We start from the raw sequence: 24492 nt of genomic DNA, 5'->3' as shown, positions 1-24492 counted from the left end.
GTCGTTCCTTTCGAACACGCGAACGCCAATGCAGCGCACGCGCCGACTCTGCCTCCTCCCGCCCCAACCAGCCAAGAGCTTTACCGATTTGTCATGCCGGGACGTTCGTCACAGCCTCTTCCGGAAGGTTCTCGGGGTGGTGGCAGGCCACTTGATGGCCCGTCACCAGCGGGATCAGCGGCGGCTCCTGCTGCTTGCACACGTCCGTCGCCTTCCAGCAGCGGGTGTGGAAACGGCACCCCGCCGGCGGTGAGATCGGCGAGGGCACATCGCCCTTGAGCAGGATCCGCTCCCGCTTCGCCCGCCGCTTCGGGTCCGGCACCGGCACCGCGGACATCAGCGCCTTGGTGTAGGGGTGCATCGGCTTCTCGTACAGCGCCTTGCGGTCGGCCAACTCGACGATCTTCCCGAGGTACATGACCGCGATCCGGTCGGAGACGTGCCGGATGACCGACAGGTCGTGCGCGATGATCACGTAGGTGAGACCCAGCTCGTCCTGGAGGTCGTCCAGCAGATTGACCACCTGGGCCTGGATCGACACGTCCAGCGCGGAGACCGGCTCGTCCGCGACCACCAGCTTGGGCTTGAGCGCGAGCGCCCGGGCGATGCCGATGCGCTGCCGCTGCCCGCCGGAGAACTCGTGCGGATAGCGGTTGTAGTGCTCCGGGTTGAGGCCCACCAGCCCCAGCAGTCGCTGGACCTCCTTCTTGATCCCGCCTTCGGGCGTGATCCGCTGGAGCTTGAACGGCGCGCTGACGATCGAGCCGACGGTGTGCCGGGGATTCAGCGAGGAGTACGGATCCTGGAAGATCATCTGGACGTCGCGGCGCATCGGCCGCATTCCGGCCACGCCGAGGTGCGTGATGTCCTTGCCCTCGAACTCGATCCGCCCGCCGGTGGGCTCCAGCAGCCGGGTGATCAGCCGGCCCATGGTGGACTTCCCGCAGCCGGACTCGCCCACCACGCCCAGGGTCTCCCCCGGCCGTACGTCGAAGGAGATGCCGTCCACGGCCTGCACCGCGCCCACCTGGCGGCGCAGCAGCCCCTTGTTGATCGGGAAGTGCTTGACCAGGCCCTCGACCTTGAGCAGGGGCTCGGCCCCGGGCGCCTGCTGCCGGGGAATGGTCACGTCCTGCTCGGGCGCGGTCTTGTCGGGTACGGCGTTATCGGGCACGGGTCGGTCCTTCACAGCTTGGGCGCAATCTCTTCGGTCCAGATGCGCGTCCGCTCCTCCTGCGCCATGTGACAGGCGGAGTGGTGCCGGCCGCCCTCACCACCGGTCACCAGGCGCAGTTCGGGCCGCTCGGTGCGGGTGACGCCGTCCTTGGGAACGTCGGCGTAGGGGCAGCGCGGGTTGAAGGCGCAGCCGGACGGCACATTGATGAGGCTGGGCGGCGAGCCCTTGACCGGGATCAGCCGCTCGGTCTGGTCCCGGTCGATGCGCGGCATCGAGCCCAGCAGGCCCCAGGTGTAGGGGTGCTGGGGTTCGTAGAAGACCTTCTCCGCCGGGCCCCGCTCGACACAACGGCCGCCGTACATCACCAGGATGTCGTCGGCCAGCTCGGCGACGACGCCCAGGTCGTGGGTGATGATGATGACCGCGGAGCCGAACTCCTTCTGCAGATCGCGGATCAGGTCGAGGATCTGCGCCTGGACGGTCACGTCCAGGGCGGTCGTCGGCTCGTCCGCGATGAGCAGCTCGGGGTTGTTGACCAGCGCCATCGCGATCATCGCGCGCTGGCGCATCCCGCCGGAGAACTGGTGCGGGTAGTCGTCGACCCGCCGGTCGGGCTGGGGGATGCCGACGCGGTCCAGCAGCTCGATCGCGCGCTTGCGGGCCACCTTCTTTTCCACGTCGTGGTGGACCCGGTAGGCCTCGACGATCTGGGCGCCGATGGTGAAGTACGGGTGCATGGCCGACAGCGGATCCTGGAAGATCATCGCCATCTCGCGGCCGCGCAGCCGGCGCACCTCGTCCGGGTCGGCGGTCATCAGCTCCTTGCCGTCAAGCCAGATCTCCCCGGAGATCCGGGCCTTGCCGCGCCCGTACTGGCCGACGGTGTGCAGGCCCATGATGCCGAGCGAGGTGACCGACTTGCCGGAGCCGGACTCACCGACGATGCCGAGGGTCCTGCCCTTCTCCAGCTGGAAGGAGAGCCCGTCGACGGACTTCACCAGGCCGTCGTCGGTGGGGAAGTGGATGTGCAGATCGCGCACGTCGAGGAAGGCGGAGGGGGCCGCGGCGCCCGCGCGGACGGGCTCGCCGACGGCGCCGCTCTTGGAAAGGTCCGTCACGAGAGCCTCACTCGGGGGTCGATCACGGCGTACAGGAGGTCCACCACGAGGTTGGCGACCACGACGGCGGCCGCGGCGATGAGCGTCACGCCGAGGATCAGCGGCAGGTCGCGGTCGCTGATGGCCTTGACCGCGGCCTGGCCGAGGCCCGGCAGGTTGAAGGTGGTCTCGGTGAGGATCGCGCCGCCGACGAGCGCGCCGAGGTCCATGCCGAGGATGGTCAGGATGGGGGTCATCGTGGAGCGCATGGCGTGCTTGCCGATGACGACGGGTTCGCGCAGGCCCTTGGCGCGGGCCGTGCGGATGTAGTCCTCACCGAGGATCTCCAGCATGGTGGCCCGGGTGAGCCGGGCGTACATCGCCGCGTAGAGGAAGGCGAGGGTGACCCAGGGCAGGATCAGCCCGGCGAACCATGAGGCCGGATCCACGGCGAATTCGACGTATTCACCGTTCACCCAGCCCAGTCCGTAGCTGAAGATCGCGAGCGAGAGCAGACCGGTGAAGTAGATCGGCAGCGAGACACCGCTCAGGGCGATGGTCATGGCCGCGCGGTCCCAGAGGCTGCCGCGCTTGAGCGCGGAGACGATGCCGGTGGTGACGCCGCCCAGCACCCACAGCACACACGCGCCCCCGGCCAGCGAGAGCGTGACCGGCAGCCGGTCCTGGAGCACGGGCCAGATGGGCTGCTCGTTGCGGAAGGAGTAGCCGAAGCACGGGGCGTCGCAGCGGACGGTGGTCCCGCCGCCGGTGTAGTCCCGGCCGGCGAAGATGCCGGTGACGAAGTCCCAGAACTGCACGAGGATCGGCTCGCCCAGTCCGAGCTTCTCCCGGATCCCCTCGATCGTGGCCGGGTCCGCCTGCTTGCCGACGTACAGGGCGGCGGGGTCGGCTCCGGTGAGCTTCGGAATCGCGAAGAAGATGCCGAAGGTCACGAGGGTGACCACGAGCAGCATCACAATGACGGCGATCAGCCGCCTGACGATATAAGCGAACACTGCGGTCGGCCCGGCGGCGGCCCGGGAACCCCTTGGGTCAAGGGGCGCCCGGGCCGCCACGCGCGGCCCTCACCTGCCCTTCGGGCCTAGCGGCGGGTGCGCCGGTGGAGCGGACGGACTGTCACTTGACGACACCGAGGGAGGCGTAGTCGTAGCGGCCGTTGTAGGAGTCGGCCGTGTAGACGTTGGTCAGCCGGGAGCTGCGCCAGATGATGTTCTTCTCGTAGGTGAAGGGCAGGTACCAGGCGCCCTCCATGACCTTCTTGTTGGCCTCCTGGTAGATCTTCCCGGCCTTCTCGGGGTCGGTCTCGACGAGGGCGTCGTCGAAGAGCTTGTTGATCGCCGGGTCGTCGAGCTCGGGGTAGTTCTGGTTACCGCTCTGCTGGATGAAGCGGCCGTCCGCGATGGGCTTCAGGAAGCCCTGTCCACTGGGGAAGTCGGCACCCCAGCCCATGATGATGATGCCGTAGTTCTTGGCCTTGACGTTCTTCGGAGCACCGATGATGCCGGTGGACTGCGCACCGTCGTACTGGTCGATCTGCGCGTCGATGCCGACCTTCTTCAGGGCCGCCTGGAGCGACTCGGCGGTGGCGACCTCCGGCGGCTTGTTGTTGCGCACCGCGATCGTGGTCTTGAAGCCCCCGGGCTTGCCGCAGGCCTTCAGCTCCTCCTTGGCCTTGGCCTCGTTGGGCTTGCCCTGCTTGACGTCGTACGGGTCGTAATTGGCGTCGAAGCCCTTGACCGACGGCGGGAGCATGCTGGTGCCGATGTCGCCGCCCGCCTGCGGGCCGCCGCGGGCGGTCTGCAGCGAGGTGTGGTCGGCGGCGTGGATGACGGCCTTGCGGCAGTGCTCGTTGTCGAACGGCGCGACCGTCTTCGGGAAGGCGGCGTAGCGGATGAAGCCGGTCTCGGGGTTGTCGACGTTGGTCTTGTGGGACTGCAGCGCCTTCTGCCGGCCGGCCGAGCCCATGCCCGTCGCGTTGATGTCGAGGTCGTAGTCACCGGCGATCAGCCGGTTGTCCATGTCGTCGGCGTTGGTGGTGAGCTTGACCGTGATCTTGTCCGGCAGGGCCTTGCGGACCGGGTCGCTCTCCTTCTTCCACTTGTCGTTGCGGACGAGCTCCAGGCCCTTGTTCGGGGTGTAGGAGACCCACTTGTAGGGGCCGTTGGAGAAGGGTTTGCTGCCGTACTTCTCCGCGGTGTCCTTGTCCGGGCGGACCGGGCCCGCCGCGGGCAGGGCCAGCATCTGGAGGAAGTCACCGTTGGGCTTGGGCAGCTTGAAGATGATCGTCTTCTCGTCGGGCGTCTCGATCGCCTTCAGGCCCAGCTTGTCCTTGGAGGTGTCCTTGTACGGACCCTTGTACTCGTTCCCCGGGTCCAGGGTGTCCTTCAGCCAGGTCGGGCCGCCGGAGATCTTGTCCGTGGCCCAGGTGCGCTCGATGCCGTACTTGATGTGCTGGGAGGTGACGGGCTGGCCGTCCTCCCAGGTCAGGCCGGAGCGCAGCGTGAAGGTGTAGGTCTTCTTGTCGGCCGAGATCCGGCCGGTGTCCGTGGCCATGTCCGGCACGAGCGTGGAGCTCTGCGCGCCGGGGGCGGCCTTCGGGGTGACGAGGGTGCGGACGTAGTAGCGGGCGAAGTCCCACACGAAACCGTAGTAACCGCGTTGCGGATCCCACGAGTCGGCGTCCTGGGTGCCGATGAACTTCAGCTCGCCACCCTTCTTGTCGGACGGGCTGGCCACCTTGCCGACACCGGCGTTGAAGCCCGCGGCCTTGCCGCCCTTGCTGTCGCCGCTCCCGCCGCCGCCACAGGCCGCGGTGCCGACGAGGGCCGCGACCACGAGGGCCGACCCTGCGGCCAGTCTCCGCCTCGAAGTGCTCTGAGTTGTCAAGATGTCGCGACCTCCGTGATCGACGCGGCCCGTGGGACGGACCGGCTTGTTTCGGGAACGGCCTCCTGACGGAACGACAGGGGCGGTGTACGACAGCGGACTTGGGCTGTTGGGATCAGCGCGAACCCTTCGGGTCCAGCGCGTCACGCACGCCGTCGCCGAAGAGGTTGAACGCCAGTACGGTGACGAAGATGGCGAGGCCGGGGATGATCATGAACATCGGGTCGGACTCGTAGGTGCTGACGGCCTTGGAGAGCATCTGCCCCCAGGACGCGGTGGGCGGCTTGACGCCGGCGCCGAGGAAGCTCAGCGCGGCCTCGGTGAGCACATTGGTGGGGATCATCAGCGTGGCGTACACGGTGATCGGCGCCACCAGGTTGGGCAGTAGCTCGCGGAAGAGGATGTACAACTGTCCGGCGCCCAGGCTGCGCGCCGCCTCGACATACTCGCGCTCCCGTAGGGACAGCGTCTGACCTCGCACGATGCGCCCCACATAGGGCCAGCCGAAGAAGCCGATCACCATGATCAGCACGGCCATGCGCACACCTGAACCAGACATTCCCCACAGCGAGTTGGGCACCACGGACACCAGTGCGATGATGAACAGCAGCTGCGGGAAGGCCAGCAGCAGGTCCATGACCCGGCTGATGACGGCGTCGACCCAGCCACCGAAGTAGCCGGCGACGATGCCGACGACCGTACCGACCACGACGGCGACGACCGCGGAGAGGAAGGCCACGAGCAGCGAGATCCGGGCCCCGTAGACGACCCTGCTGAAGACGTCACGGCCGTTGCCGGGCTCGACGCCGAAGAGGAAGTCGCCGCTGATGCCGCCCCAGTCCCCCTTGGGGGTGCTGAACAGCGGATCGATCTGCTCCTCGTGGAATTCGTTCGGCGGATGTCCGAACGCGCTCACGATGAGCGGGGCGAAGACCGCGACCAGTATGAGCAGCAGCACCACGATGCCCCCGGACAGGGCCACCTTGTCGCGCTTCAGCCGGATCCAGGCGATGCGCCAGGGGGAACGCCCCTCGATCGCCTTCGCCGGGACGCCGGCGGCGACATCGACGGCTGCGGTCTCCGCCGCGCTCGTGTCGTGCAATGGTGCCGTCATCGTCTGGTGGACCCCTCTCGGCCGGCACAACCGGCCCAACGCCCGCCGCCCGAAAGGCGGCTGGATCACATCACTGGTGCATCACTGGTGCATCACTTGGTGCAGATGGTGCATGGATGGTGCGATGGTGCGGGAAGTTCACGCGGAGCAGGTCGTACGCAGGGCCGATGGCCCGAAGAGCGAGAGCCGACGGCCCTTGATGCGGGAGTCTTCAACGCGTTCACGATCACCCGCCAGACCTGACCGGCAATGGATGCGCAACCGTGATGTGTAGAGGAGGGTTCCGTTATACGGACATCCGTGATCCATCAGCGGATGCGCCAACCTGCTGAAACGTTTGGTCAGTTACCGTCGACGGGCCCGGCCGCATGGATGAACACCCCCTGAGCGGGGCGTTCAGGCGGGAAGGGGCAGGAAACCGGCGGGCCCGGCCGGGGGCAGCCCGAGGGCAGCCGGGGTCAGCCCGGGTCAGTACGCCCCGGCCTGCCAGCCCTGTTGCGGCGGATAGCCGTAGCCGGCCGAAGGAGCGGGCGCGGCGCCGCCGTAGGCGTCACGGTCGAAGAAGGGCCGCGCGTTGGCCCGCATCCACATCGCGACCGGGTCGTACTCGTCCGACATCGCCACGGTGGACACCGGCAGTCCCTCGGGCACCACACTGATCGACTGCTGCATCATCAAGCGCACGGATTCCACGGCGGCTTGCGAGGTGTCGTACAGATCGAGGCCGATCGCCAGATACGGGGTGCCCAGCGCGGGCTGCACCCAGGCCCGGCGCAGTGCCCGGACGGCGGGCGTGCGGTGGGCGTTCTGCCCGAGCAGGGCGTAGAACTGCGGAATGTCTATGGCCGGTTCGCTCAGCCGCAGGGGGCCGGCGGGCAGCCGGTCGAGGCCGCCGGTGATCCGCCGCAGGTCGAGCCACGGGATGCCGACACCGCCGCCGGGGGCGTGCGGATTGAGCCACAGGCCCCAGCGGTCGGGGAAGAGGGAGGCGGCGATGGACCGCCCGGGGACGACCTCGTGGGCGCGGTTCCAGCCGCTGGCGGCGAGCTCCTGCGCGGAGGTCACACAGGGCGCGTAACCGAGCCCGTCGACCTCCATGTTCCCGTACTGGGCGTCGGGCGATCCGGCCTGCCCGTGCCACAGCAGCATCCAGATCTGCCCCTCGGCGAGGGCGTGCAGCAGCGCCTCATAGGCGTCGTACCTGCCGGGCGCCACTTGGCGCAGCATCTGCTCCACGCCGCTCTCCGCGCCCGCGCTCACCTGGGTCCGCCTCTTCTCTCGGCCGTCTCTCCACCGCAGGGGGGCGTGACTGCGCGCCCCCTGTCGTCATCCAACCAGCTTACGAGCCCGCGGCGGCGGGCACGGGAGGAGTCACAGGTCACGGTCGTAGAACGGGCGGACCCTCTCCCGCAGCCAGTCGCCGACGGGGTCCTGTGCGACGTCGAGGAAGACCAGCTGTACGGGCCAGGGCACCGGCACGGTGCCCAGCGCCCGGCCGAGGGCGTCCAGGGCGGCGGTGCGGCTCCCGGGGTCGGGCAGGTCCAGCTCGACGCCGACGAACAGCGCCGGGGCGCCGCCCTCGACACTCGCCAGGGTGCGGCGCGCGGTCCTCACGACGGCGGCGGCCGCGAATTCCAGCCCGGCAGCGGCGAGGAAGGCGGTGGGCTCGTCCTGCCAGTCGGGCTCGAAGAGCCTGACCCGGCCGCCGGTGGCGTCGCCGTCCAGGGCGCTGCGCCCGGCCCGGCACAGGGCGGCCACCGCGGCGGGCGGCAGCGGAACGCCGACCGCGCCCTCGGGGTTGACCACGATGCCCACCTGCGGGGGCAGCCCGCGGGCGAATTCCACGGCGGGCGCCACGGTGAAGGACATCAGGTCGCCGGCGACGCTCCGGAACTGTGCCTCGGAGCTGAACACGGGGACGAACGCCGCGCCGTCGAGTTCGAGCGTGGGGAGATCGAGGTCCGGGCTGTCCGGGCCACCGCCGTTCGGCAGCGGTATCCACAGATGGCTGCGGCCGAGGGCCTCGACGATCGCGGGGCCGGCGCCGGGGTCGCCGAGGGAGCCGGCGAGCACCGCTTCGAGTTCATTGGCGGGCCACCCCTGCGGGAGACCGGGGCCGCCGCCCTGGGGACCGTCATTGAGGACACTGCCCTGAGCGGGGGTCCAGCCGTACTGCTCGGGGATGCTCATCTCGTCCAACTCGCCCAACGCCGTCCAACCACCGTATCGACAAAGCCGCATCCGAACCCTAGCGGCTCCGGGCCCCGCCGCTCTCGTCGGCCGCCGAATTCGGTGCCGATCCGGGCGTTCGGCGCGGGTGGCGACGTCCGTACCGATATAGGGCGCGAGCCTCCGCGGTGCGGTCGCGCGCACTCTTTCGGCGGGCAGCGCGGGCAGGAGGCGGCGACTCCTGGGCGGCCCATGAAGGCGCAGGTCAAAGGGGTGGAGCGGACGCACCACGGCCACCACTCACGGTAGGTGATGAGTTGCGCACGGCTACCGGCCCGGCACACGGTGAGCGGACAGCTCCCCGGCAGCCTCACCGAACTGAAGGGACACACCCCGCATGCGCGTCAACAAGCTCGTCTCCACCGCCATAGCCGTCGTCGCCTGCGGCTCCCTCGTCGTGGGTGCCGCCGGTCCCGCCCTCGCCGCCGCACCGGCACCGGCCCTCACGGCCGCGGCCCCGGACCCGAAGGCGGCCACGGCACAGCAGCTGGAGACCGTGGCCAATCTGGGCGAGCTGCTCTCGCTGGCCGCCAAGATCGCGACCGAGGCGCAGTCCAAGACGCCGAACAAGGCCGTGCTCGCCGATCTGCGCCAGCGGTACCAGGCCTCGGCCGACAAGCTGCTGAAGTCCGTGAAGGCCAGAGCGGCCGCGCCCGGCGGACTGCCGGCGGACGCCGTCAAGGACATCCAGGACGCCCTCGCGAAGCTGACCAAGGACCTCACCGATCTGCTCGCGGCCGTGGTGGCCGTCGACCTGCCGAAGGTGACGGCGGGCATCACCAAGGTCGTCGCGGATCTGCAGGCCCTTCTCACGGCGGTGCCGAAGCTCGCTACCGGCGCGCTGCCGCTGCCGGTTCCCGGCGTCTAGGGCCTGTCCGGCCCGGTGCGCCCGGCCGTCAGCCGTCGAAGACGATGCCCTCGAGCGCCCGGGCGGCGGCGCGGTCGAGCAGCGTCGCGGACACGCACCCGTCCGGCAGCCGCCCGGCGGCGGTGTCCGCGACCAGCCGCGCCATCGCCCGGCGGTGCCGCCCGAAGGCGTACGCGGAGACGGTGCGGCCGCGCGCCGCCTGACCGGCGAGGGCGGTGGCCGGGTCCACGGCCAGCACCAGCAGATGGACCGAGCTGCCGCGCCGCCGCGCGTCCCGGACGAGCCAGCGGCGGACCCAGCCGCGCTGCCCGCAGTCGTGCACGACCGCGCTCGCGTCCGAACGCAGGGCCCGGCGCAGTCCGGCGTAGTGGGCGATCCGCACGAGCGGGCGGTAGACCCCGTAGGGCAGCCAGGACGGGGTGCGGCGCTCCAGACGGTCCCGGGCGTCCTGTGAGTCGACGCACCAGACCACCGCGTCCCGGCTGTCGAGGGCGGCCACGGACCGTCGGATCAATGTCGACTTGCCGCTTCCGGGCAGCCCGGAGACGACGAGCAGATCTCCGGCCGGATAACGCAGGACCGCGGGGGCCGCACCCCCGCGGAGATCGCGCACACCCGTCGGCCCCACGTCCCGCCCTGCCCCCTGTGCCTGCTGTGGCCCAGGCGGCACGGATCCCGCCCCTCTCGCGTCCGTACCCCGCGCCCGCACCGTGGTCCCCCTCCTCTGGCCTCCCCTGTCCGGCCCCTGAACCCCCTACCCATCGAACGTAAAGAAAAGGTAATCCAATTCAGGGGGTCTCGGGCCGTCCGTCGCACGCCTGTACGTGCAATGATGTGCGCGCCAACTGCATACCGGCCGCTCGAATCCGCGCGGGAGAGTCCCAGCACTATGTGTGCTGGGCGCCGAAGGAGCAAGTTCCTCCCTTGAATCTCTCAGGCCCCGTACCGCGCGGGTGAGGCAGATCTGAAAAGCGAGGCGCCCCCGGGCGACCTCCACCCAAGGTGCAAGCCGGGGACTCGCTCGTTTCGAGGCTCTCGGTGAACCTCTCAGGTTCCGATGACAGATGGGGAGGCCGTGACCCCTCTTTCGCGAGCCTTCCGCGAGTCTCGCGACCACGCCTGGGAGCCTGAACCATGACCGAAGCCCCCCGCCGCACCGCCCTCGACGCGCTCCACCGCGCGCTCGGCGCGACGATGACCGACTTCGCGGGGTGGGACATGCCCCTGCGTTACGGGAGCGAGCGCGACGAGCACGTCGCCGTTCGGACCCGTGCCGGTCTCTTCGACCTGTCGCACATGGGCGAGATCACCCTCACCGGTCCGCAGGCGGGCCGGGCGCTGGACTTCGCGCTCGTCGGCAATCTGTCCGCACTGGCCGTCGGCCGGGCCCGGTACACCATGATCTGTGACGCCGCGGGCGGCATCCTGGACGACCTGATCGTCTACCGCCTGGCCGACGAGGAGTTCATGGTCGTCGCCAACGCCTCGAACGCGCAGGTCGTGCTGGACGCGCTGACCGAGCGCGCCGCGGGCTTCGAGACGGCCGTCCGCGACGACCGCGAGAACTACGCGCTGCTCGCGATCCAGGGCCCCGAGTCCCCCGGCATCCTGAAGTCGCTCACCGACGCCGACCTCGACGGCCTCAAGTACTACGCGGGCCTGCCGGGCACGGTGGCGGGCGTTCCCGCGCTGATCGCCCGTACGGGTTACACCGGCGAGGACGGCTTCGAGCTGTTCGTCGCCCCGGCCGACGCCGAGCGGCTGTGGCAGGCGCTCACCGACGCGGGCGCGGACGCCGGTCTGGTGCCGTGCGGTCTCTCCTGCCGCGACACGCTGCGCCTGGAGGCCGGCATGCCGCTGTACGGGCACGAGCTGACCACCGCCACGACGCCCTTCGACGCGGGCCTGGGCCGGGTCGTGAAGTTCGACAAGGAGGGCGACTTCGTCGGCCGCGAGGCCCTCACCGCCGCCGCCGAGCGCGCCGCGGCGAAGGCGCCCCGCAAGCTGGTCGGCCTGATCGCCGAGGGCCGCCGGGTGCCGCGCGCCGGGTTCCAGGTCGTCGCCGACGGCCAGGTCGTCGGCGAGGTCACCTCCGGCGCCCCCTCCCCCACGCTCGCGAAGCCGATCGCCATCGCGTACGTCGACGCGGCGCACGCCGAGCCGGGCACCAAGGGTGTAGCTGTGGACATCCGCGGCACCCACGAGCCGTACGAGGTCGTCGCCCTGCCGTTCTACAAGCGTCAGCGCTGACCCTTCTCGATCAACTCTCGTCCCACCTGTCAAGACCCGTTGCAAGAGCATCAACGCGCATCCAGGAGAATCAAGCCATGAGCAACCCCCAGCAGCTGCGTTACAGCAAGGAGCACGAGTGGCTGTCGGCCGTCGAGGACGGTGTGGCGACGGTCGGGATCACCGAGTTCGCGGCCAATGCCCTCGGCGATGTCGTCTTCGCCCAGCTCCCCGAGGTCGGCGACACCGTCACCGCCGGTGAGTCCTGTGGCGAGCTGGAGTCGACCAAGTCGGTCAGCGACCTGTACTCCCCGGTGACCGGCGAGGTCGTCGCGGCCAACCAGGACGTCGTGGACGACCCCGCGCTGGTGAACTCCGCCCCCTTCGAGGGCGGCTGGCTGTTCAAGGTGAAGATCACGGACGAGCCGGCGGACCTGATGTCCGCCGACGAGTACACCGCCTTCGCCGGCTGAGCCCGTACCCCGCCTCCGCCCCACCCAGGAAGAACTCATGTCGCTTCTGAACAGCTCCCTCCATGAGCTCGACCCCGACGTCGCCGCCGCTGTCGACGCCGAACTCCACCGCCAGCAGTCCACCCTCGAGATGATCGCCTCGGAGAACTTCGCTCCGGTCGCGGTCATGGAGGCGCAGGGCTCGGTCCTCACCAACAAGTACGCCGAGGGCTACCCGGGCCGCCGCTACTACGGCGGCTGCGAGCACGTGGACGTCGTCGAGCAGATCGCGATCGACCGGATCAAGGCGCTCTTCGGCGCCGAGGCCGCCAACGTGCAGCCGCACTCCGGTGCGCAGGCCAACGCCGCGGCGATGTTCGCCCTGATCAAGCCCGGCGACACGATCCTGGGTCTGAACCTCGCCCACGGCGGGCACCTGACCCACGGCATGAAGATCAACTTCTCCGGCAAGCTCTACAACGTGGTCGCCTACCACGTCGACGAGCAGACCAACCTGGTCGACATGGAGGAGGTCGAGCGCCTCGCCAAGGAGCACCGTCCGAAGCTGATCGTCGCCGGCTGGTCCGCGTACCCGCGCCAGCTGGACTTCGCCGCCTTCCGCCGGATCGCGGACGAGGTCGGCGCGTACCTGATGGTCGACATGGCCCACTTCGCGGGCCTCGTCGCCGCCGGGCTGCACCCCTCCCCGGTGCCGCACGCGCACGTCGTGACCACCACCACGCACAAGACCCTCGGCGGTCCGCGCGGTGGTGTGATCCTCTCCACGGCCGAGCTGGCCAAGAAGATCAACTCCGCGGTCTTCCCCGGTCAGCAGGGTGGCCCGCTGGAGCATGTGATCGCGGCGAAGGCGGTGTCCTTCAAGGTCGCGGCGAGCGAGGAGTTCAAGGAGCGCCAGCAGCGCACCCTGGACGGCGCGAAGATCCTGGCCGAGCGCCTGATGCAGTCCGACGTGGCCGAGGTGGGCGTCTCCGTTCTCTCCGGCGGCACGGACGTGCACCTGGTCCTGGTCGACCTGCGCAACTCCGAGCTGGACGGCCAGCAGGCCGAGGACCGTCTCCACGAGGTCGGCATCACGGTCAACCGCAACGCCATCCCGAACGACCCGCGCCCCCCGATGGTCACCTCGGGCCTGCGGATCGGCACCCCGGCGCTGGCCACCCGCGGTTTCCAGGCCGATGACTTCCGTGAGGTCGCGGACATCATCGCCGAGGCCCTGAAGCCCGTCTACGACGCGGAGGCCCTGCGCGGCCGCGTCACGGCCCTGGCGGACAAGCACCCGCTGTACGCCGGCCTGAAGTAACGAAGGCAGTTCGGATTCACCCGCCGGTCCGGGGCATCGCGCACACTGAGAGGTGTGTGCGGTGCCCCGTACCGTGTGGCGCAGCGCACGCCCCTCGCCCCCCAGGAGTGGCGTGCACACAGCGCACACTGGACATACGGCAGTAGAACAGTGCACAGTGCCCGTCCGGTATGTCGGCGCGTTCGCGCCCGCCCCGTGCGTCACCGCACGTCCCCCCAGTACCACCCACCAGCAGACAGGAAGCCGCCACCGTGGCCATCTCCGTTTTCGATCTCTTCTCGATCGGCATAGGCCCGTCCAGCTCCCACACGGTCGGCCCGATGCGCGCCGCACTGATGTTCACGCGGCGGCTGAAGAACGAGGGCCTGCTGGCGCACACCACGTCCGTGCGGGCCGAGCTCTTCGGCTCGCTCGGCGCCACCGGGCACGGCCACGGCACCCCCAAGGCCGTCCTGCTGGGCCTGGAGGGCCACTCCCCCCGCACGGTCGACGTCGAGACCGCCGACGACGAGGTCGAGCGCATCCGCACCACGAAGCGGCTGCGGCTGCTCGGCGCGGAGATCGGTGCGGACCACGAGATCGACTTCGACGAGTCGACCCAGCTGATCCTGCACCGCCGCCGCTCCCTGCCGTACCACGCGAACGGCATGACCCTCTTCGCGTACGACGAGGCCGGCGCCCCGCTGCTGGAGAAGACCTACTACTCGGTCGGCGGCGGCTTCGTGGTGGACGAGGACGCGGTCGGCGAGGACCGGATCGTCCTGGACGACACCGTGCTGAAGTACCCCTTCCGCACCGGTGACGAGCTGCTGCGCCTCTCCCGCGAGACCGGCCTGTCGATCTCCGCCCTGATGATGGAGAACGAGAAGGCCTGGCGCACCGAGGAGGAGATCCGCGAGGGGCTGCTGGAGATCTGGCGCGTCATGCAGGCGTGCGTCGCGCGCGGCATGTCCCGCGAGGGCATCCTGCCGGGCGGCCTCAAGGTCCGCCGCCGGGCCGCCGGCACCGCCCGCCAGCTGCGCGCCGAGGGCGACGCGCAGGCCCGCGCGATGGAGTGGATCACGGTCTACGCCATGGCGGTCAACGAGGAGAACGCCGCCGGCGGCCGGGTCGTCACCGCCCCCACCAACGGCGCCGCCGGCATCATCCCCGCCGTCCTGCACTACTTCCTCGACTTCGTGCCCGGCGCGAACGAGGACGGCATCGTCCGCTTCCTCCTCGCCGCGGGCGCGATCGGCATGCTCTTCAAGGAGAACGCCTCGATCTCCGGCGCCGAGGTCGGCTGCCAGGGCGAGGTCGGCTCGGCCTGCTCGATGGCCTCCGGCGGTCTCGCCGAGGTACTCGGCGGCTCCCCGGAGCAGGTCGAGAACGCCGCGGAGATCGGCATGGAGCACAACCTGGGCCTCACCTGCGACCCCGTGGGCGGTCTGGTCCAGATCCCGTGCATCGAGCGCAACGGCATGGCCGCCGCCAAGGCCGTCACCGCCGCGCGCATGGCCCTGCGTGGCGACGGCCGCCACCACGTCTCCCTCGACAAGGTCATCAAGACCATGAAGGAGACGGGCGCCGACATGAAGGTCAAGTACAAGGAGACGGCGCGCGGCGGCCTCGCCGTCAACGTCATCGAGTGCTGATCCGGCCGTTCAGCGCCGCGACCGCCTGAAACCTGCCCCCTGCCACCCCGTGGCAGGGGGCAGGGCCGTTTCCCGGGCACGCCGTCTCCGGGGCATGATCATCACATGCCTCATCTCGGACTGGTGACCCTCGTCGTGCGGGACTACGACGAGGCCATCGCCTTCTACGTGGACGCCGTCGGATTCGAACTCGTCGAGGACACCCGCATCGACGACCGGAAGCGCTGGGTGGTCGTCCGCCCGCCGGGCGCCCGGGAGACGGGGCTGCTGCTGGCCCGGGCGGCGGACCCCGCGCAGGAGGCGCGGGTGGGCGATCAGACGGGCGGCCGGGTCGGGCTGTTCCTGAACACCGACGACTTCGCGCGTGACCACGCGCGGATGCGGGCGGCCGGGGTCGTGTTCCAGGAGGCTCCCCGCCGGGAGCCCTACGGGACGGTGGCCGTCTTCCAGGACCTGTACGGGAACCTGTGGGACCTGATCGAGCTCGACGCCCCCGCTACGGCCCCGTCTCCCCCGTCCCCTGCGTCTCCTCCGTCAGCCACCTGAGGTACTCGGCGCTGCCCGCCGTGACCGGCGTGGCGATGATCTCGGGGGTGTCGTAGCCGTGCTCGGCCCGGAGGTGCGCCTCCAGCTCGGGGTAGCGGGCGGCCGTGGTCTTGTAGACCACGCGCCACTCGGGGGCCGTCTCGACCTGGCCGCGCCAGCGGTAGACGCTGGTGACCGGGCCGTCGATCTGGGCGCAGGCGGCGAGGCGGCGGGCGATCGCGGTCGTGGCCAGGTGGTGCGCGTGGTCGGCGCTGTCGGTCGTGGTCGTCACCGCGAGGTACTGGGCGTCCGGCATGGCGCCGACCGTATCGCAGCGCGCCGGGGGCGTTGTCAGTGGCGCCGCGTACGCTCGCGAGCATGAGTTACGCAGATCTGCGCGAACTCCAGAGCGCGCTCAATACCGCTTCGGACATCGCCTTCTCGCTGGACGCCGCGCCCGCGGCGCACGAGGCCGACCAGCTCGTGGACGCCCTGCGCCGGGCACTGGCCGCGGCCAACGCCCTGGGAGCCGGGTTCGGTGCGACGGGCTGCGCCGAGCATCCGCGGGGAGCGGTCGACCCGCTCTACGGCGACAAGGACGATCCGCTGCCGCCGGGGTGGGGTCGGTGTCTGTTGTGCAACGACCGCCGGCGGCGGGCCAGCGCGCAGCGGCGGGGCTGGCGCTGACCCGGCGGCCGGGCTCGCACGGTTCTCGCGGGCCGGGTCAGGCGTTGTAGGAGGTCCAGAACTCCTCGAAGGACAGCACGCCGTCGCCGTTGCCGTCCTTCTTGTTGATGATGGCCTGGGCCACGGTCTCGGTGACGTTGAAGTCGCCGAGCTCGGCCATCACGCTCTTGTACTCGGCGGCGGTGATGAAACCGTCCCCGTCCACGTCGAACCGGTCGAACGCCTTGCGCGCTGCATCCATGCTGGCCACGCGGGCCTCCCCTTTTGTGTGCTGGTGTGACCGGCACAGATTAGCCGTCGCCTGCGGGCGCCAATCCGGGGGTTCAGCCGTCGGCCACCAGCTCCATGTAGCGGGTCCAGTCCCAGTACCGTCCGGGGTCGGTGTGGGTGGCGCCGGGGACCTCGTGGTGGCCGATGACATGGGCGCGGGTCCTGGGGATGCCGTAGCGGGCGCAGACGGCGGCGGTGAGCCTCGCGGAGGACCGGTAGAGCGCGTCGGTGAAGTACTCGGGGCGGTCGGTCCAGCCCTCGTGCTCGATGCCGATGCTGCGGGTGTTGTAGTCCCAGTTCCCGGCGTGCCAGGCGATGTCCTTCTCGCGGACGAACTGGCCGATGTAGCCGTCGGCGGAGGCGACCATGTAGTGCGCCGAGACCTTCGACCGCGGGTTCTGGAAGATCTTCATGGCGTCAGGGAACGTCTCCTGGGTCACATGGATCACGACGTAGCGGACGGGGTACGCGGCGGGGCGGCCGGAGACCGTGTAGTTGGCGCTGCTGGCCGGGATCCAGTGGGTGGCCGGGTAGCCGGCCGCGGGGGTGGCGGGGTCGGGTAAGGCGGGTTGTGCCATGGGGGGCTCCATCGGTCCGTGGCGCGGGAAGCGCCGGATGGTGCCATGACACCCGCCGGGCAGGCGGACCGCAAGGACCGCGACACCGCCCTCCATTGTTACGCACAGTAAAGGCGCATAAAGATAAGTGGCCACGGCGAATCATTCATGGAATGCAAGGCGGGTGGCATAGCTCACCTTTGATTACCGAACGGTATTGCCTGCGATATCCCCTTAGGGGCGATTGCCCTTTTGGCTCCCGACCACTCCGCGTGACATAGTCGGGGGCAACGACCCCCATTGACCCGGGCCAGGTCGTCACTACGCCGCGGGATACACCCCAATTCATTCCGCGGCCCACGAAGAGGCCTCCGGCCCGTCGCAGACCGACGGATGGAGGCCTCTTCGTTTTGGGGCGAACGCAGTCGCTTTGGGATGAACGCGCCCGCCACCGGCCACGCTCCCCTGCCACCGCTCAGCGGTCGGCGACCCGCATCTCGAACCAGGTCGTCTTGCCGCGCGCCAGCAGATCCACGCCCCAGCGGTCGGACAGCTTGTCGACCAGGAACAGCCCCCGGCCGCTCGTGTCGAGCTCGCGCACGGGCAGCAGACACGGCAGCCCGCGCGAGGGGTCGCGCACCTCTATCCGGAGCCAGCCGCGGCGGCGCAGCATCCGCAGGCCGAAACAGCGGGCACCGGTGTGCCGGACGGCGTTGCCGACGAGTTCGGAGACCAGCAGGACCGCGTGCTCGGTGAGTTGGGCCGACAGGCCCCACTGGCGCAGGACGACGGTCTGGGTCAGCCGCCGGGCGGCGGCCGCCGACTCCGGACGCGAGGGCAGCCGGACCTCGCCGAGTGTGGGGTTGCCGAACAGTTCGAGCGCCTTCAGCGCCAGTTCATCCTCAACGGTCGGGCTCCACCGCACAGCGGCCGTACCGACCCGCTGCCGCGGTTGCTCCGATCCCTCCAGGCCCGCCATGCCCCCATCATGGCCGCCGTAAAGCCGCCACGGAGGGGAACGTAGGGATTCACCGCACCGGAACCTACGATTCCACGCGCCCCTCCCGACATATGCCATGGGCAGCGAGGCCCCTGGGAAACGTTCACCGACCTGCGGCGACGCCCGGTGTCCGACAGGCCTGAGACGGCCCGCGACCGGGTCAATCCAAGGGGTACGCACGCCGGAGGAAATTCCCCCACAAGAAGCAACCCTCCGGCGTGCGCCCCCGACAGGGTGTCGGCGGCCGGCAACCCGGCGCGGGTCAGCCGAACTTGGCCTTGCCCGGACCGTCCTGGACAAAGCTGCGCATACCGATCTCCCGGTCCTCGGTCGCGAACAGCCCCGCGAACCAGTTGCGCTCGATCGCGAGCCCGGTGTCGATATCGGTCTCCAGCCCCGCGTCCACCGCCTCCTTGGCCGCGCGCAGTGCGATGGCGGGACCGGCCGCGAGCCTGGCCGCCCACGCGTGTGCCTGCTCGTACACCTCCTCGGCCGGTACGACCCGGTCGACGAGCCCCAGGGAGAGCGCCTCCTCGGCCTTGACCTGACGACCGGTGAAGATGAGGTCCTTGGCCTTGGACGGGCCGATGAGCCGGGCCAGCCGCTGGGTGCCGCCCGCACCGGGGATGAGCCCGAGCAGGATCTCGGGCTGGCCGAACTTGGCGTTCTCGGCGGCGATCCGGAAGTCGGCACACAGGGCCAGCTCACAGCCGCCGCCCAGGGCGTAGCCGGTGACGGCGGCGACAACGGGCTTGGGGATGCGGGCCACAGCCGTGAAGGAGTCCTGGAGTCCGCGGGACCGCGCCACCATGGCGGCGTGGTCCATGTTCTGCATCTCCTTGATGTCCGCCCCGGCCGCGAACACCTTCTCCCCGCCCCACAGCACGACGGCCCGTACGTCGTCGCGGCGGGTCGTCTCCTCGGCCAGCTCCCGGATCCGGTCCTGGGAGGCGATGTCCAGTGCGTTCATCGGCGGACGGTCGAGCCGGATCGTGCCGACGCCCTCGGCAACCTCTAGATGCACAGTCATGGCAGCAGGTTAGTACCGGGGTGTTCGGGGGTGTCCCCCCGAAAAGACGCAGCACCACGTGGGGCCCGGGGCACGGGTTTACCGTGCACCGGGCCCCACAGGGACGACGTCAGGCGTCAGCTGCTGCTCTTGCCCCAGTCCGCCCACGGCATGTTCCAGCCGTTGAGGCCGTTCTCGGGCTGGATCGTCTTGTCGTCGGAGTTCTTCACGACGACGACGTCACCGATGAGGGAGTTGTTGTAGAACCAGGCGGCCGGGGTGGACGGGTCGCCGCCGCCGCGCTGGTCCTCCAGGCCCACGCAACCGTGGCTGGCGTTCTCCGAGCCGAAGGTGGAGGAGCCGGACCAGTAGTTGCCGTGCAGGAAGGTGCCGGAGGTGGACAGGCGCATCGCGTGCGGCACGTCCGGGATGTCGTACTCACCCTTGCCGTCGGCCTTGGTGAAGCCGACGGTGGCGCCGTTCATGCGCGTCACCTCGTGCTTCTCACTGATGACCATCTGGCCGTTGTACGTGGGGCTGGCAGGGGAGCCGGCCGAGATCGGGATGGTCTTGATGACCTTGCCGTCCCGCTCGACCGTCATCCGGTGGGACTTGGCGTCGACCGTGCTGACCTGGCTGCGGCCGACCGTGAACTTCAGGGTCTTCGTCTGCGAGCCGTACACACCCTCGCGGCCCTCGACGCCGTCGAGGTTGAGCTGGACGGTCACCTTGGTGCCGGCGGCCCAGTACTTCTCGGGGCGGATGTCGAGGCGGTCGTTGCCGAACCAGTGGCCCTTGACGGGTACGGACGGCTCGGCGGTCACCTTGACGGCCCGCTCGACGGCCTTGGGGTTGGTGATGCCACGGCTGAAATTGATCGAAACGGGCATTCCCACGCCGACGGTGGTGCCGTCCTCGGGCGTGAAGTAGCCAACGAAGGTGTTCTTCGGAGTGAGGGTCGTGAACGCCGCGTGCTTGGCGGACGTCCGGCCCTCCTTGTCCTTGGCGATGGCGTCGACCGTGTACTTCGTGGAGCCGGCCAGGTGACTGGTCGGCTCCCAGGCCGCGCCACCGCCGGTTATCTTGCCCTCGACCGTTCTGCCCTTGTCGTCGGCGACCTTGACGGACGTGATGCTGCCCTTCTCGGCGGTCACCTTGAGGGCGCCGCTCGTCGCGACGTCCTTCGCACCGTCCTTGGGGGCGATGGTGACGACGGCCTGGGAGGGGCCGCTGACACTGGCACCGGCCTTCTTCGCGTCATCCGACCCGCCACAGGCGGTGACCAGCAGCAATGTGGCCCCGAGCAGCGCGGCGAGCGGTGCGCTGCGGCTCCCCCGCCGACCCGGTATCGGCTGCGTCTTCAAAACGGTTGTCTCCCCTCACACGGCCCGCCCACGCGGCGCCCATCTGAGCGCGGCACGCGCGCATGGCGATAGATAACCACACGCCCCGGACTGCTCCGCCCCCCGCGTATGTCACCGTTCGGTCCCAAATGGGAGTGGTGATGCGAGCCGTGTGCTTGGTGACTGACCAGTGGCTCGATCGGGGCAGCATATTTCAGCCATGCGGACCGGACGACCGGGGCCCGGCCCGAGGCCGTCGAGGGGGCCGGGCGGGGCCGGGTCCGCCGGTGCACTCGTTTGCCGGTCCCGATCACGCGTGTGAGCGCACCCGTGGATCTGGGCAGAACTGGGGGAAGGACGCGACCGCCGACGCCCGGCACGGGAGCCGGGTGCCCGGCGCGCCAGCCGAGCCGCCGGAGGCGAACACGTGTCGAGCGCACCCGAGCAAGAGGCGGAACAGGGCGAGAGCTTCGCGCGCGGTCCAGGACGTCCCGGCGCGGGGGCCGGGCCGGCCCCCGTCACGGCCGGGGCGAACGGCCATCGGCCGACGGCCTCGCCGCCCCCGCCCCACGCCCCCGTCCGGCCGGGCAGCCCGGAGCCGCTCGGGGCCCGCTTCACGGTGGGCGCGGACGGGGTGGCCGGGACGAACTTCGCCCTGTGGGCGGCCGGGGCGGAGGCCGTGGAGCTGTGCCTGTTCGACGACGAGGAAGGCGGGGAGGGCGCCGAGGGGGCGACGGGGGCGGGCCCCGGCGGTGCCGTGCGGGAAACCCGCTGCCGGCTGACCGAGTTGACGCATGAGATCTGGCACGGCTTCGTCCCCGGCGTGCTGCCCGGCCGCCGCTACGGCTACCGCGTGCACGGCCGCTGGGACCCCTGGACGGGCGCCCGGTGGAACCCCTCGAAGCTGCTGCTCGACCCGTACGCGCGCGCGGTGGACGGCGACTTCGCCCTCCCTCCCGAGGTGTACGGGCACGTCCGCGACTGGCCGCAGCAGCACATCGCCGACACCGTGCGCGACGAGCGCGACTCGGCCCCGTACGTCCCCAAAGGGGTGGTCGTCGCCGATGACGACGACTGGGCGGACGACCACCGCCCCAAGACCCCCTGGCCCGACTCGGTCATCTACGAGCTGCACGTGCGCGGCTTCACCATGCGCCACCCCGGCATCCCGGAGCGGCTGCGCGGCACCTACGCCGGGCTCGCGCACCCGGCGGCCGTGGAGCATCTGGTCCGGCTGGGAGTGACGGCCGTGGAGCTGCTGCCGGTGCACCAGTTCGCGCACGAGGACCATCTGTTGCGGCGTGGTCTGCGTAATTACTGGGGCTACAACTCCATCGGCTACTTCGCGCCGCACGCCGCCTACGCCGCCTCGGGGTCGCGGGGACAGCAGGTCGGCGAGTTCAAGCGCATGGTGCGGGCCCTGCACGCGGCGGGCATCGAGGTCATCCTCGACGTCGTCTACAACCACACGGCCGAGGGCGGCGAGCTGGGCCCGACCCTGTCCCTGCGGGGCATCGACAACCGCGGCTACTACCGGCTGCAGGGCGACGCCCGCCGCTACACCGACTACACGGGGTGCGGGAACACCCTTCACGTGGTGCAGCCGAACGTCCTGCGGCTGATCACCGACTCACTGCGCTACTGGGTCACGGAGATGGGCGTCGACGGCTTCCGCTTCGACCTGGCGGCGGCCCTGGCCCGGTCGATGCACGACGTGGACATGCTCTCCCCGTTCCTCGCGGTCATCGCCCAGGACCCCGTGCTGCGCCGCGTCAAGCTGATCGCCGAGCCCTGGGACGTGGGCTCCGGCGGCTACCAGGTCGGTGCCTTCCCCCCGCTGTGGGCGGAGTGGAACGACCGCTACCGCGACGCGGTGCGCGACTTCTGGCGGGGCGCGCTGCCCGACGTCCGGGACCTCGGCTACCGGCTCTCGGGCTCCAGCGACCTCTACGCGTGGGGCGGCCGCCGCCCGTACGCCTCCGTCAACTTCATCACCGCGCACGACGGCTTCACCCTGCGGGACCTGGTCAGTTACGAGCAGAAGCACAACGAGGCCAACGGCGAGGGCAACCGGGACGGCACGGGCGACAACCGGTCGTGGAACTGCGGCACCGAGGGCGAGAGCGACGACCCGGCCGTCCGGGCCCTGCGTCAACGGCAGTTACGCAACCTGCTGACCACGCTGCTGCTGTCCACCGGGGTGCCGATGCTGGTGGCGGGCGACGAGATGGGCCGTACCCAGCGGGGCAACAACAACGCGTACTGCCAGGACAACGACACCAGTTGGATCGACTGGTCGCTGCTGGACGACACCGCCGACCCGGGCTGGCGGACCCTGACGGACCTCTGCTCCCGGCTGCTCGCGCTGCGCCGGAGCCACCCGGTGCTGCGCAGCCACGCCTTCTTCTCCGGCCGCCCGCAGAGCGCGGACGGCCTGCGGGACCTGGCCTGGTTCAGCCCGCGCGGCACGGAGATGACCGAGGCCGACTGGTACGCGCCGGCCCGCACCCTCGGCATGTACCTCTCCGGCCGGGACATACCGCAGCGCGATCCGAAGGGCGACCCGGTCACGGACGACAGCTTCCTGGCCGTCCTGCACGGCGGCCACCGCCCGCAGCGTTTCACCCTTCCGGGTCCTCCTTGGGCGGACGCCTACGAGCTGCTGGTGGACACCTCACGGGAGGACCAGCGCACGGCACCGGGCACCCGCCGCAGGGCGGGCGCCCGGATCACGGTGCCGCCCCGGACGGTACTGCTGCTGCGGGCGGTGCCCCCACGGGGTGGGAAGGCCGGGGAGCCCGGTCAGGAGCCGGGGGTGGAGGTGCGGATGTAGCAGGTGATGTGACCCTTGAGCTTGCTGTGGCTCTCACCGCTGGCGCCGTAGTGCCCGGTGAAGCGGGAACCACCCGCCATGCGGTACAGGCCTGCCGGGACGGCCTCCTGCCGCCACTCCTCGGGGGCCGCCCGGAACTTTTCACGGCACCCCTCTCCGGCCCTTTTCATCGCCGCTTCGCCGTCGACGGCTTCCGAGCCGCGGACGTCCACGGGCAGTTGGCCGAACACCCGGAGGTCGTGCTGCCGATCGCAGGAGACCACGCGCACCATCGACACGGAGGAAAGCCCCGGAGCCGTCAGCGCGCAGTCGCCGGGGGCCAGTTCGCCTGTCAAGGTCAATGTCTTGGTCGCGTCCTGCGCCTCGGACGGATCGGGCAGGGCACGGCCGACCCTGCTGCCGTAGCCCGACAGCTCGTACGTGGCCCGGACGCTCTTCACTCCCTCCACCTCCCGCATATGGGCGAGCAGGGGTGTCAGGTCCATCGTGGCCCGGGTGACCCGGCCCTGGGAGTCGAGCCGTACGTCCAACGGGTACGAGGCGTTGTTGCCCTTGCCCCTTTCACTGTTCCAGCCGTCCTTCATCCGCCCCAGACCTCTGGGCAGGGCGGCGGCCGCGACCCCTCCGGGCACCACGGCCCGGTAGTCGCGCCCGCCGTCCTCGCGTCCCACGGACCGGCCCTGGGGGCGGGCCGAGCCGATCGCCTCGGCCAGGGTGCCGCCGTACGGTGCCGTCTCCCCTTTGAATCGCCTCAGCGAGCGCATCGCGTCGGCGACCGGGCCGACTCCCGTGGGCCGGTAGTGCAGCCATGTGACCCCGTCGCGGACGAGCACCTGGCGCGCCACGATCGCGAATGTCTCCGTGCCGGGAGGGCCGAGCCGGTCGGCGGCTCGCTCGGGGAAGTCGTCCGGGATGCTCACGGTCCGCTCCGCGTAGGCGGTACCCCTGCCGAAGTCCTGTTCGCCCCGGCTGGTTTCGACCGCGTCGCCTCCGGTGGAGGCGACGACGACGGTCGAGGTGAAGCGGGCCAGGCCCGACTGCCGTGTCACCTCGCGGGCCTTGAGCAGCTGCATCGACTGCTCGGCGTCGAACACCGGGTGCCGGATCGTCGTTTTCGGAGGCGGGGCGCCGCCGGGGCTGCCGCAGGAGACAGCCCCCATCAGTAAGACCAGTAACGCCGCCGCTCTTCGACCACCACGGCCCCCACGAACACCACGCATCGCGTCCCACCCTCAACTCA

General features: G+C 70.4%; 23 protein-coding genes and 1 riboswitch. Of the genes, 8 read left to right on the top strand and 15 right to left on the bottom strand.

Annotation, left to right across the window (positions count from 1 at the left end; all coding sequences use genetic code 11):
• Nucleotides 1-91: 91 nt before the first annotated feature.
• From AB8O64_RS25460 to AB8O64_RS25430, 7 genes are all read right to left on the bottom strand, one after another.
• A complete protein-coding gene (locus AB8O64_RS25460; RefSeq protein ID WP_370423966.1) occupies nt 92-1129 on the bottom strand; it encodes an ABC transporter ATP-binding protein in 1038 nt (345 codons plus the stop codon).
• 56 nt (nt 1130-1185) lie between these two features.
• Nucleotides 1186-2295, bottom strand: a complete 1110-nt coding sequence (locus tag AB8O64_RS25455) for an ABC transporter ATP-binding protein (protein WP_370421621.1) — start codon at nt 2293-2295, stop codon at nt 1186-1188.
• Nucleotides 2292-3290 (bottom strand): ABC transporter permease, encoded by a 999-nt coding sequence (locus tag AB8O64_RS25450; RefSeq protein WP_370421620.1) that lies wholly within the window; start codon nt 3288-3290, stop codon nt 2292-2294. The genes AB8O64_RS25455 and AB8O64_RS25450 overlap by 4 nt, the downstream gene beginning before the upstream one ends.
• 121 nt (nt 3291-3411) lie before the next feature.
• A complete protein-coding gene (locus AB8O64_RS25445) occupies nt 3412-5181 on the bottom strand; it encodes an ABC transporter substrate-binding protein (protein ID WP_370421618.1) in 1770 nt (589 codons plus the stop codon).
• A gap of 115 nt (nt 5182-5296) precedes the next feature.
• Nucleotides 5297-6295 carry an ABC transporter permease gene (locus AB8O64_RS25440; protein WP_365375549.1) on the bottom strand — a complete coding sequence of 333 codons (999 nt, stop codon included), beginning with the start codon at nt 6293-6295 and terminating at the stop codon, nt 5297-5299.
• A gap of 468 nt (nt 6296-6763) precedes the next feature.
• A complete protein-coding gene (locus AB8O64_RS25435; protein ID WP_356452924.1) occupies nt 6764-7522 on the bottom strand; it encodes an enhanced serine sensitivity protein SseB C-terminal domain-containing protein in 759 nt (252 codons plus the stop codon).
• A 144-nt stretch (nt 7523-7666) separates the two neighbouring features.
• Nucleotides 7667-8485, bottom strand: a complete 819-nt coding sequence (locus AB8O64_RS25430; RefSeq protein ID WP_356452925.1) for an enhanced serine sensitivity protein SseB C-terminal domain-containing protein — start codon at nt 8483-8485, stop codon at nt 7667-7669.
• Nucleotides 8486-8861: 376 nt separating this feature from the next.
• Between AB8O64_RS25430 and AB8O64_RS25425 the strand changes: the two genes are divergently transcribed.
• Nucleotides 8862-9392: a hypothetical protein gene (locus AB8O64_RS25425; RefSeq protein WP_370421617.1), complete on the top strand. Its 531-nt coding sequence runs from the start codon at nt 8862-8864 to the stop codon at nt 9390-9392.
• A 28-nt stretch (nt 9393-9420) separates the two neighbouring features.
• Here the strand turns inward: AB8O64_RS25425 and AB8O64_RS25420 are convergent, their stop codons facing one another.
• The gene (locus AB8O64_RS25420; protein ID WP_370421616.1) at nt 9421-10101 is read right to left on the bottom strand and encodes an AAA family ATPase; all 681 of its coding nucleotides are present in this window, start codon (nt 10099-10101) and stop codon (nt 9421-9423) included.
• 152 nt (nt 10102-10253) lie between these two features.
• A riboswitch (glycine riboswitch) is annotated at nt 10254-10350 on the top strand.
• A gap of 176 nt (nt 10351-10526) precedes the next feature.
• Here AB8O64_RS25420 and gcvT point away from each other — a divergent pair.
• From gcvT to AB8O64_RS25395, 5 genes are all read left to right on the top strand, one after another.
• Complete coding sequence (gene gcvT, locus AB8O64_RS25415) at nt 10527-11642, top strand: glycine cleavage system aminomethyltransferase GcvT (RefSeq protein ID WP_356452851.1); 1116 nt, start codon at nt 10527-10529, stop codon at nt 11640-11642.
• 77 nt (nt 11643-11719) lie between these two features.
• Complete coding sequence (gcvH, locus tag AB8O64_RS25410) at nt 11720-12094, top strand: glycine cleavage system protein GcvH (RefSeq protein ID WP_370421613.1); 375 nt, start codon at nt 11720-11722, stop codon at nt 12092-12094.
• Nucleotides 12095-12131: 37 nt separating this feature from the next.
• Nucleotides 12132-13394: a serine hydroxymethyltransferase gene (gene glyA / locus AB8O64_RS25405; RefSeq protein WP_184732368.1), complete on the top strand. Its 1263-nt coding sequence runs from the start codon at nt 12132-12134 to the stop codon at nt 13392-13394.
• Nucleotides 13395-13645: 251 nt separating this feature from the next.
• Complete coding sequence (locus tag AB8O64_RS25400) at nt 13646-15028, top strand: L-serine ammonia-lyase (protein ID WP_370421611.1); 1383 nt, start codon at nt 13646-13648, stop codon at nt 15026-15028.
• Nucleotides 15029-15133: 105 nt separating this feature from the next.
• Nucleotides 15134-15574 (top strand): VOC family protein, encoded by a 441-nt coding sequence (locus AB8O64_RS25395; RefSeq protein ID WP_370421609.1) that lies wholly within the window; start codon nt 15134-15136, stop codon nt 15572-15574.
• Here AB8O64_RS25395 and cutA read toward each other — a convergent pair.
• Complete coding sequence (cutA, locus tag AB8O64_RS25390; protein WP_370421608.1) at nt 15525-15869, bottom strand: divalent-cation tolerance protein CutA; 345 nt, start codon at nt 15867-15869, stop codon at nt 15525-15527. The two genes, AB8O64_RS25395 and cutA, sit on opposite strands and share 50 nt — an antisense overlap.
• Nucleotides 15870-15931: 62 nt before the next feature.
• On the opposite strand from cutA, the gene AB8O64_RS25385 reads away from it, so the two are divergent.
• Nucleotides 15932-16240, top strand: coding sequence for a hypothetical protein (locus tag AB8O64_RS25385; protein ID WP_184732376.1), 309 nt, complete (start codon nt 15932-15934; stop codon nt 16238-16240).
• Between the two features lie 37 nt (nt 16241-16277).
• Here the strand turns inward: AB8O64_RS25385 and AB8O64_RS25380 are convergent, their stop codons facing one another.
• The 5 genes from AB8O64_RS25380 to AB8O64_RS25360 all read right to left on the bottom strand — a co-directional run bounded on the left by AB8O64_RS25380 (nt 16278) and on the right by AB8O64_RS25360 (nt 20440).
• Nucleotides 16278-16490, bottom strand: a complete 213-nt coding sequence (locus AB8O64_RS25380) for an EF-hand domain-containing protein (RefSeq protein WP_365375560.1) — start codon at nt 16488-16490, stop codon at nt 16278-16280.
• Between the two features lie 73 nt (nt 16491-16563).
• On the bottom strand, nt 16564-17088 hold the full coding sequence (locus AB8O64_RS25375) for an N-acetylmuramoyl-L-alanine amidase (protein WP_370421606.1): 525 nt from the start codon (nt 17086-17088) through the stop codon (nt 16564-16566).
• 454 nt (nt 17089-17542) lie between these two features.
• Entirely contained in the window at nt 17543-18151 is a 609-nt protein-coding gene (locus AB8O64_RS25370) for an ATP-binding protein (protein ID WP_370423964.1), read from the bottom strand.
• 178 nt (nt 18152-18329) lie between these two features.
• Nucleotides 18330-19097, bottom strand: coding sequence for an enoyl-CoA hydratase-related protein (locus AB8O64_RS25365; protein WP_356452866.1), 768 nt, complete (start codon nt 19095-19097; stop codon nt 18330-18332).
• Nucleotides 19098-19213: 116 nt separating this feature from the next.
• Complete coding sequence (locus AB8O64_RS25360; protein WP_370421604.1) at nt 19214-20440, bottom strand: Ig-like domain-containing protein; 1227 nt, start codon at nt 20438-20440, stop codon at nt 19214-19216.
• Nucleotides 20441-20846: 406 nt separating this feature from the next.
• On the opposite strand from AB8O64_RS25360, the gene glgX reads away from it, so the two are divergent.
• On the top strand, nt 20847-23252 hold the full coding sequence (glgX, locus tag AB8O64_RS25355; protein ID WP_370421603.1) for a glycogen debranching protein GlgX: 2406 nt from the start codon (nt 20847-20849) through the stop codon (nt 23250-23252).
• On the opposite strand, the gene AB8O64_RS25350 is transcribed toward glgX, so the two are convergent.
• Nucleotides 23222-24412: a hypothetical protein gene (locus AB8O64_RS25350; RefSeq protein WP_370421601.1), complete on the bottom strand. Its 1191-nt coding sequence runs from the start codon at nt 24410-24412 to the stop codon at nt 23222-23224. The genes glgX and AB8O64_RS25350 overlap by 31 nt on opposite strands.
• Between the last annotated feature and the right edge of the window lie 80 nt (nt 24413-24492).

The organism is Streptomyces sp. QH1-20 (assembly GCF_041283565.1).
GTDB classification, from domain to species: domain Bacteria; phylum Actinomycetota; class Actinomycetes; order Streptomycetales; family Streptomycetaceae; genus Streptomyces; species Streptomyces syringius.
Note: the sequence above shows the minus strand (reverse complement) of the source record. Positions and strands in the feature narration are given on the sequence as shown.

Excerpts from the sequence above, each read along its gene's own strand:
- AB8O64_RS25440 (WP_365375549.1), bottom strand. The coding sequence starts at position 6,295 with ATGACGGCACCATTGCACGACACGAGCGCGGCGGAGACCGCAGCCGTC.
- AB8O64_RS25435 (WP_356452924.1), bottom strand. The coding sequence starts at position 7,522 with ATGCTGCGCCAAGTGGCGCCCGGCAGGTACGACGCCTATGAGGCGCTG.
- AB8O64_RS25430 (WP_356452925.1), bottom strand. The coding sequence starts at position 8,485 with ATGAGCATCCCCGAGCAGTACGGCTGGACCCCCGCTCAGGGCAGTGTC.
- AB8O64_RS25425 (WP_370421617.1), top strand. The coding sequence starts at position 8,862 with ATGCGCGTCAACAAGCTCGTCTCCACCGCCATAGCCGTCGTCGCCTGC.
- gcvT (WP_356452851.1), top strand. The coding sequence starts at position 10,527 with ATGACCGAAGCCCCCCGCCGCACCGCCCTCGACGCGCTCCACCGCGCG.
- gcvH (WP_370421613.1), top strand. The coding sequence starts at position 11,720 with ATGAGCAACCCCCAGCAGCTGCGTTACAGCAAGGAGCACGAGTGGCTG.
- glyA (WP_184732368.1), top strand. The coding sequence starts at position 12,132 with ATGTCGCTTCTGAACAGCTCCCTCCATGAGCTCGACCCCGACGTCGCC.
- AB8O64_RS25395 (WP_370421609.1), top strand. The coding sequence starts at position 15,134 with ATGCCTCATCTCGGACTGGTGACCCTCGTCGTGCGGGACTACGACGAG.
- cutA (WP_370421608.1), bottom strand. The coding sequence starts at position 15,869 with ATGCCGGACGCCCAGTACCTCGCGGTGACGACCACGACCGACAGCGCC.
- AB8O64_RS25385 (WP_184732376.1), top strand. The coding sequence starts at position 15,932 with ATGAGTTACGCAGATCTGCGCGAACTCCAGAGCGCGCTCAATACCGCT.
- AB8O64_RS25375 (WP_370421606.1), bottom strand. The coding sequence starts at position 17,088 with ATGGCACAACCCGCCTTACCCGACCCCGCCACCCCCGCGGCCGGCTAC.
- AB8O64_RS25365 (WP_356452866.1), bottom strand. The coding sequence starts at position 19,097 with ATGACTGTGCATCTAGAGGTTGCCGAGGGCGTCGGCACGATCCGGCTC.
- AB8O64_RS25350 (WP_370421601.1), bottom strand. The coding sequence starts at position 24,412 with ATGGGGGCTGTCTCCTGCGGCAGCCCCGGCGGCGCCCCGCCTCCGAAA.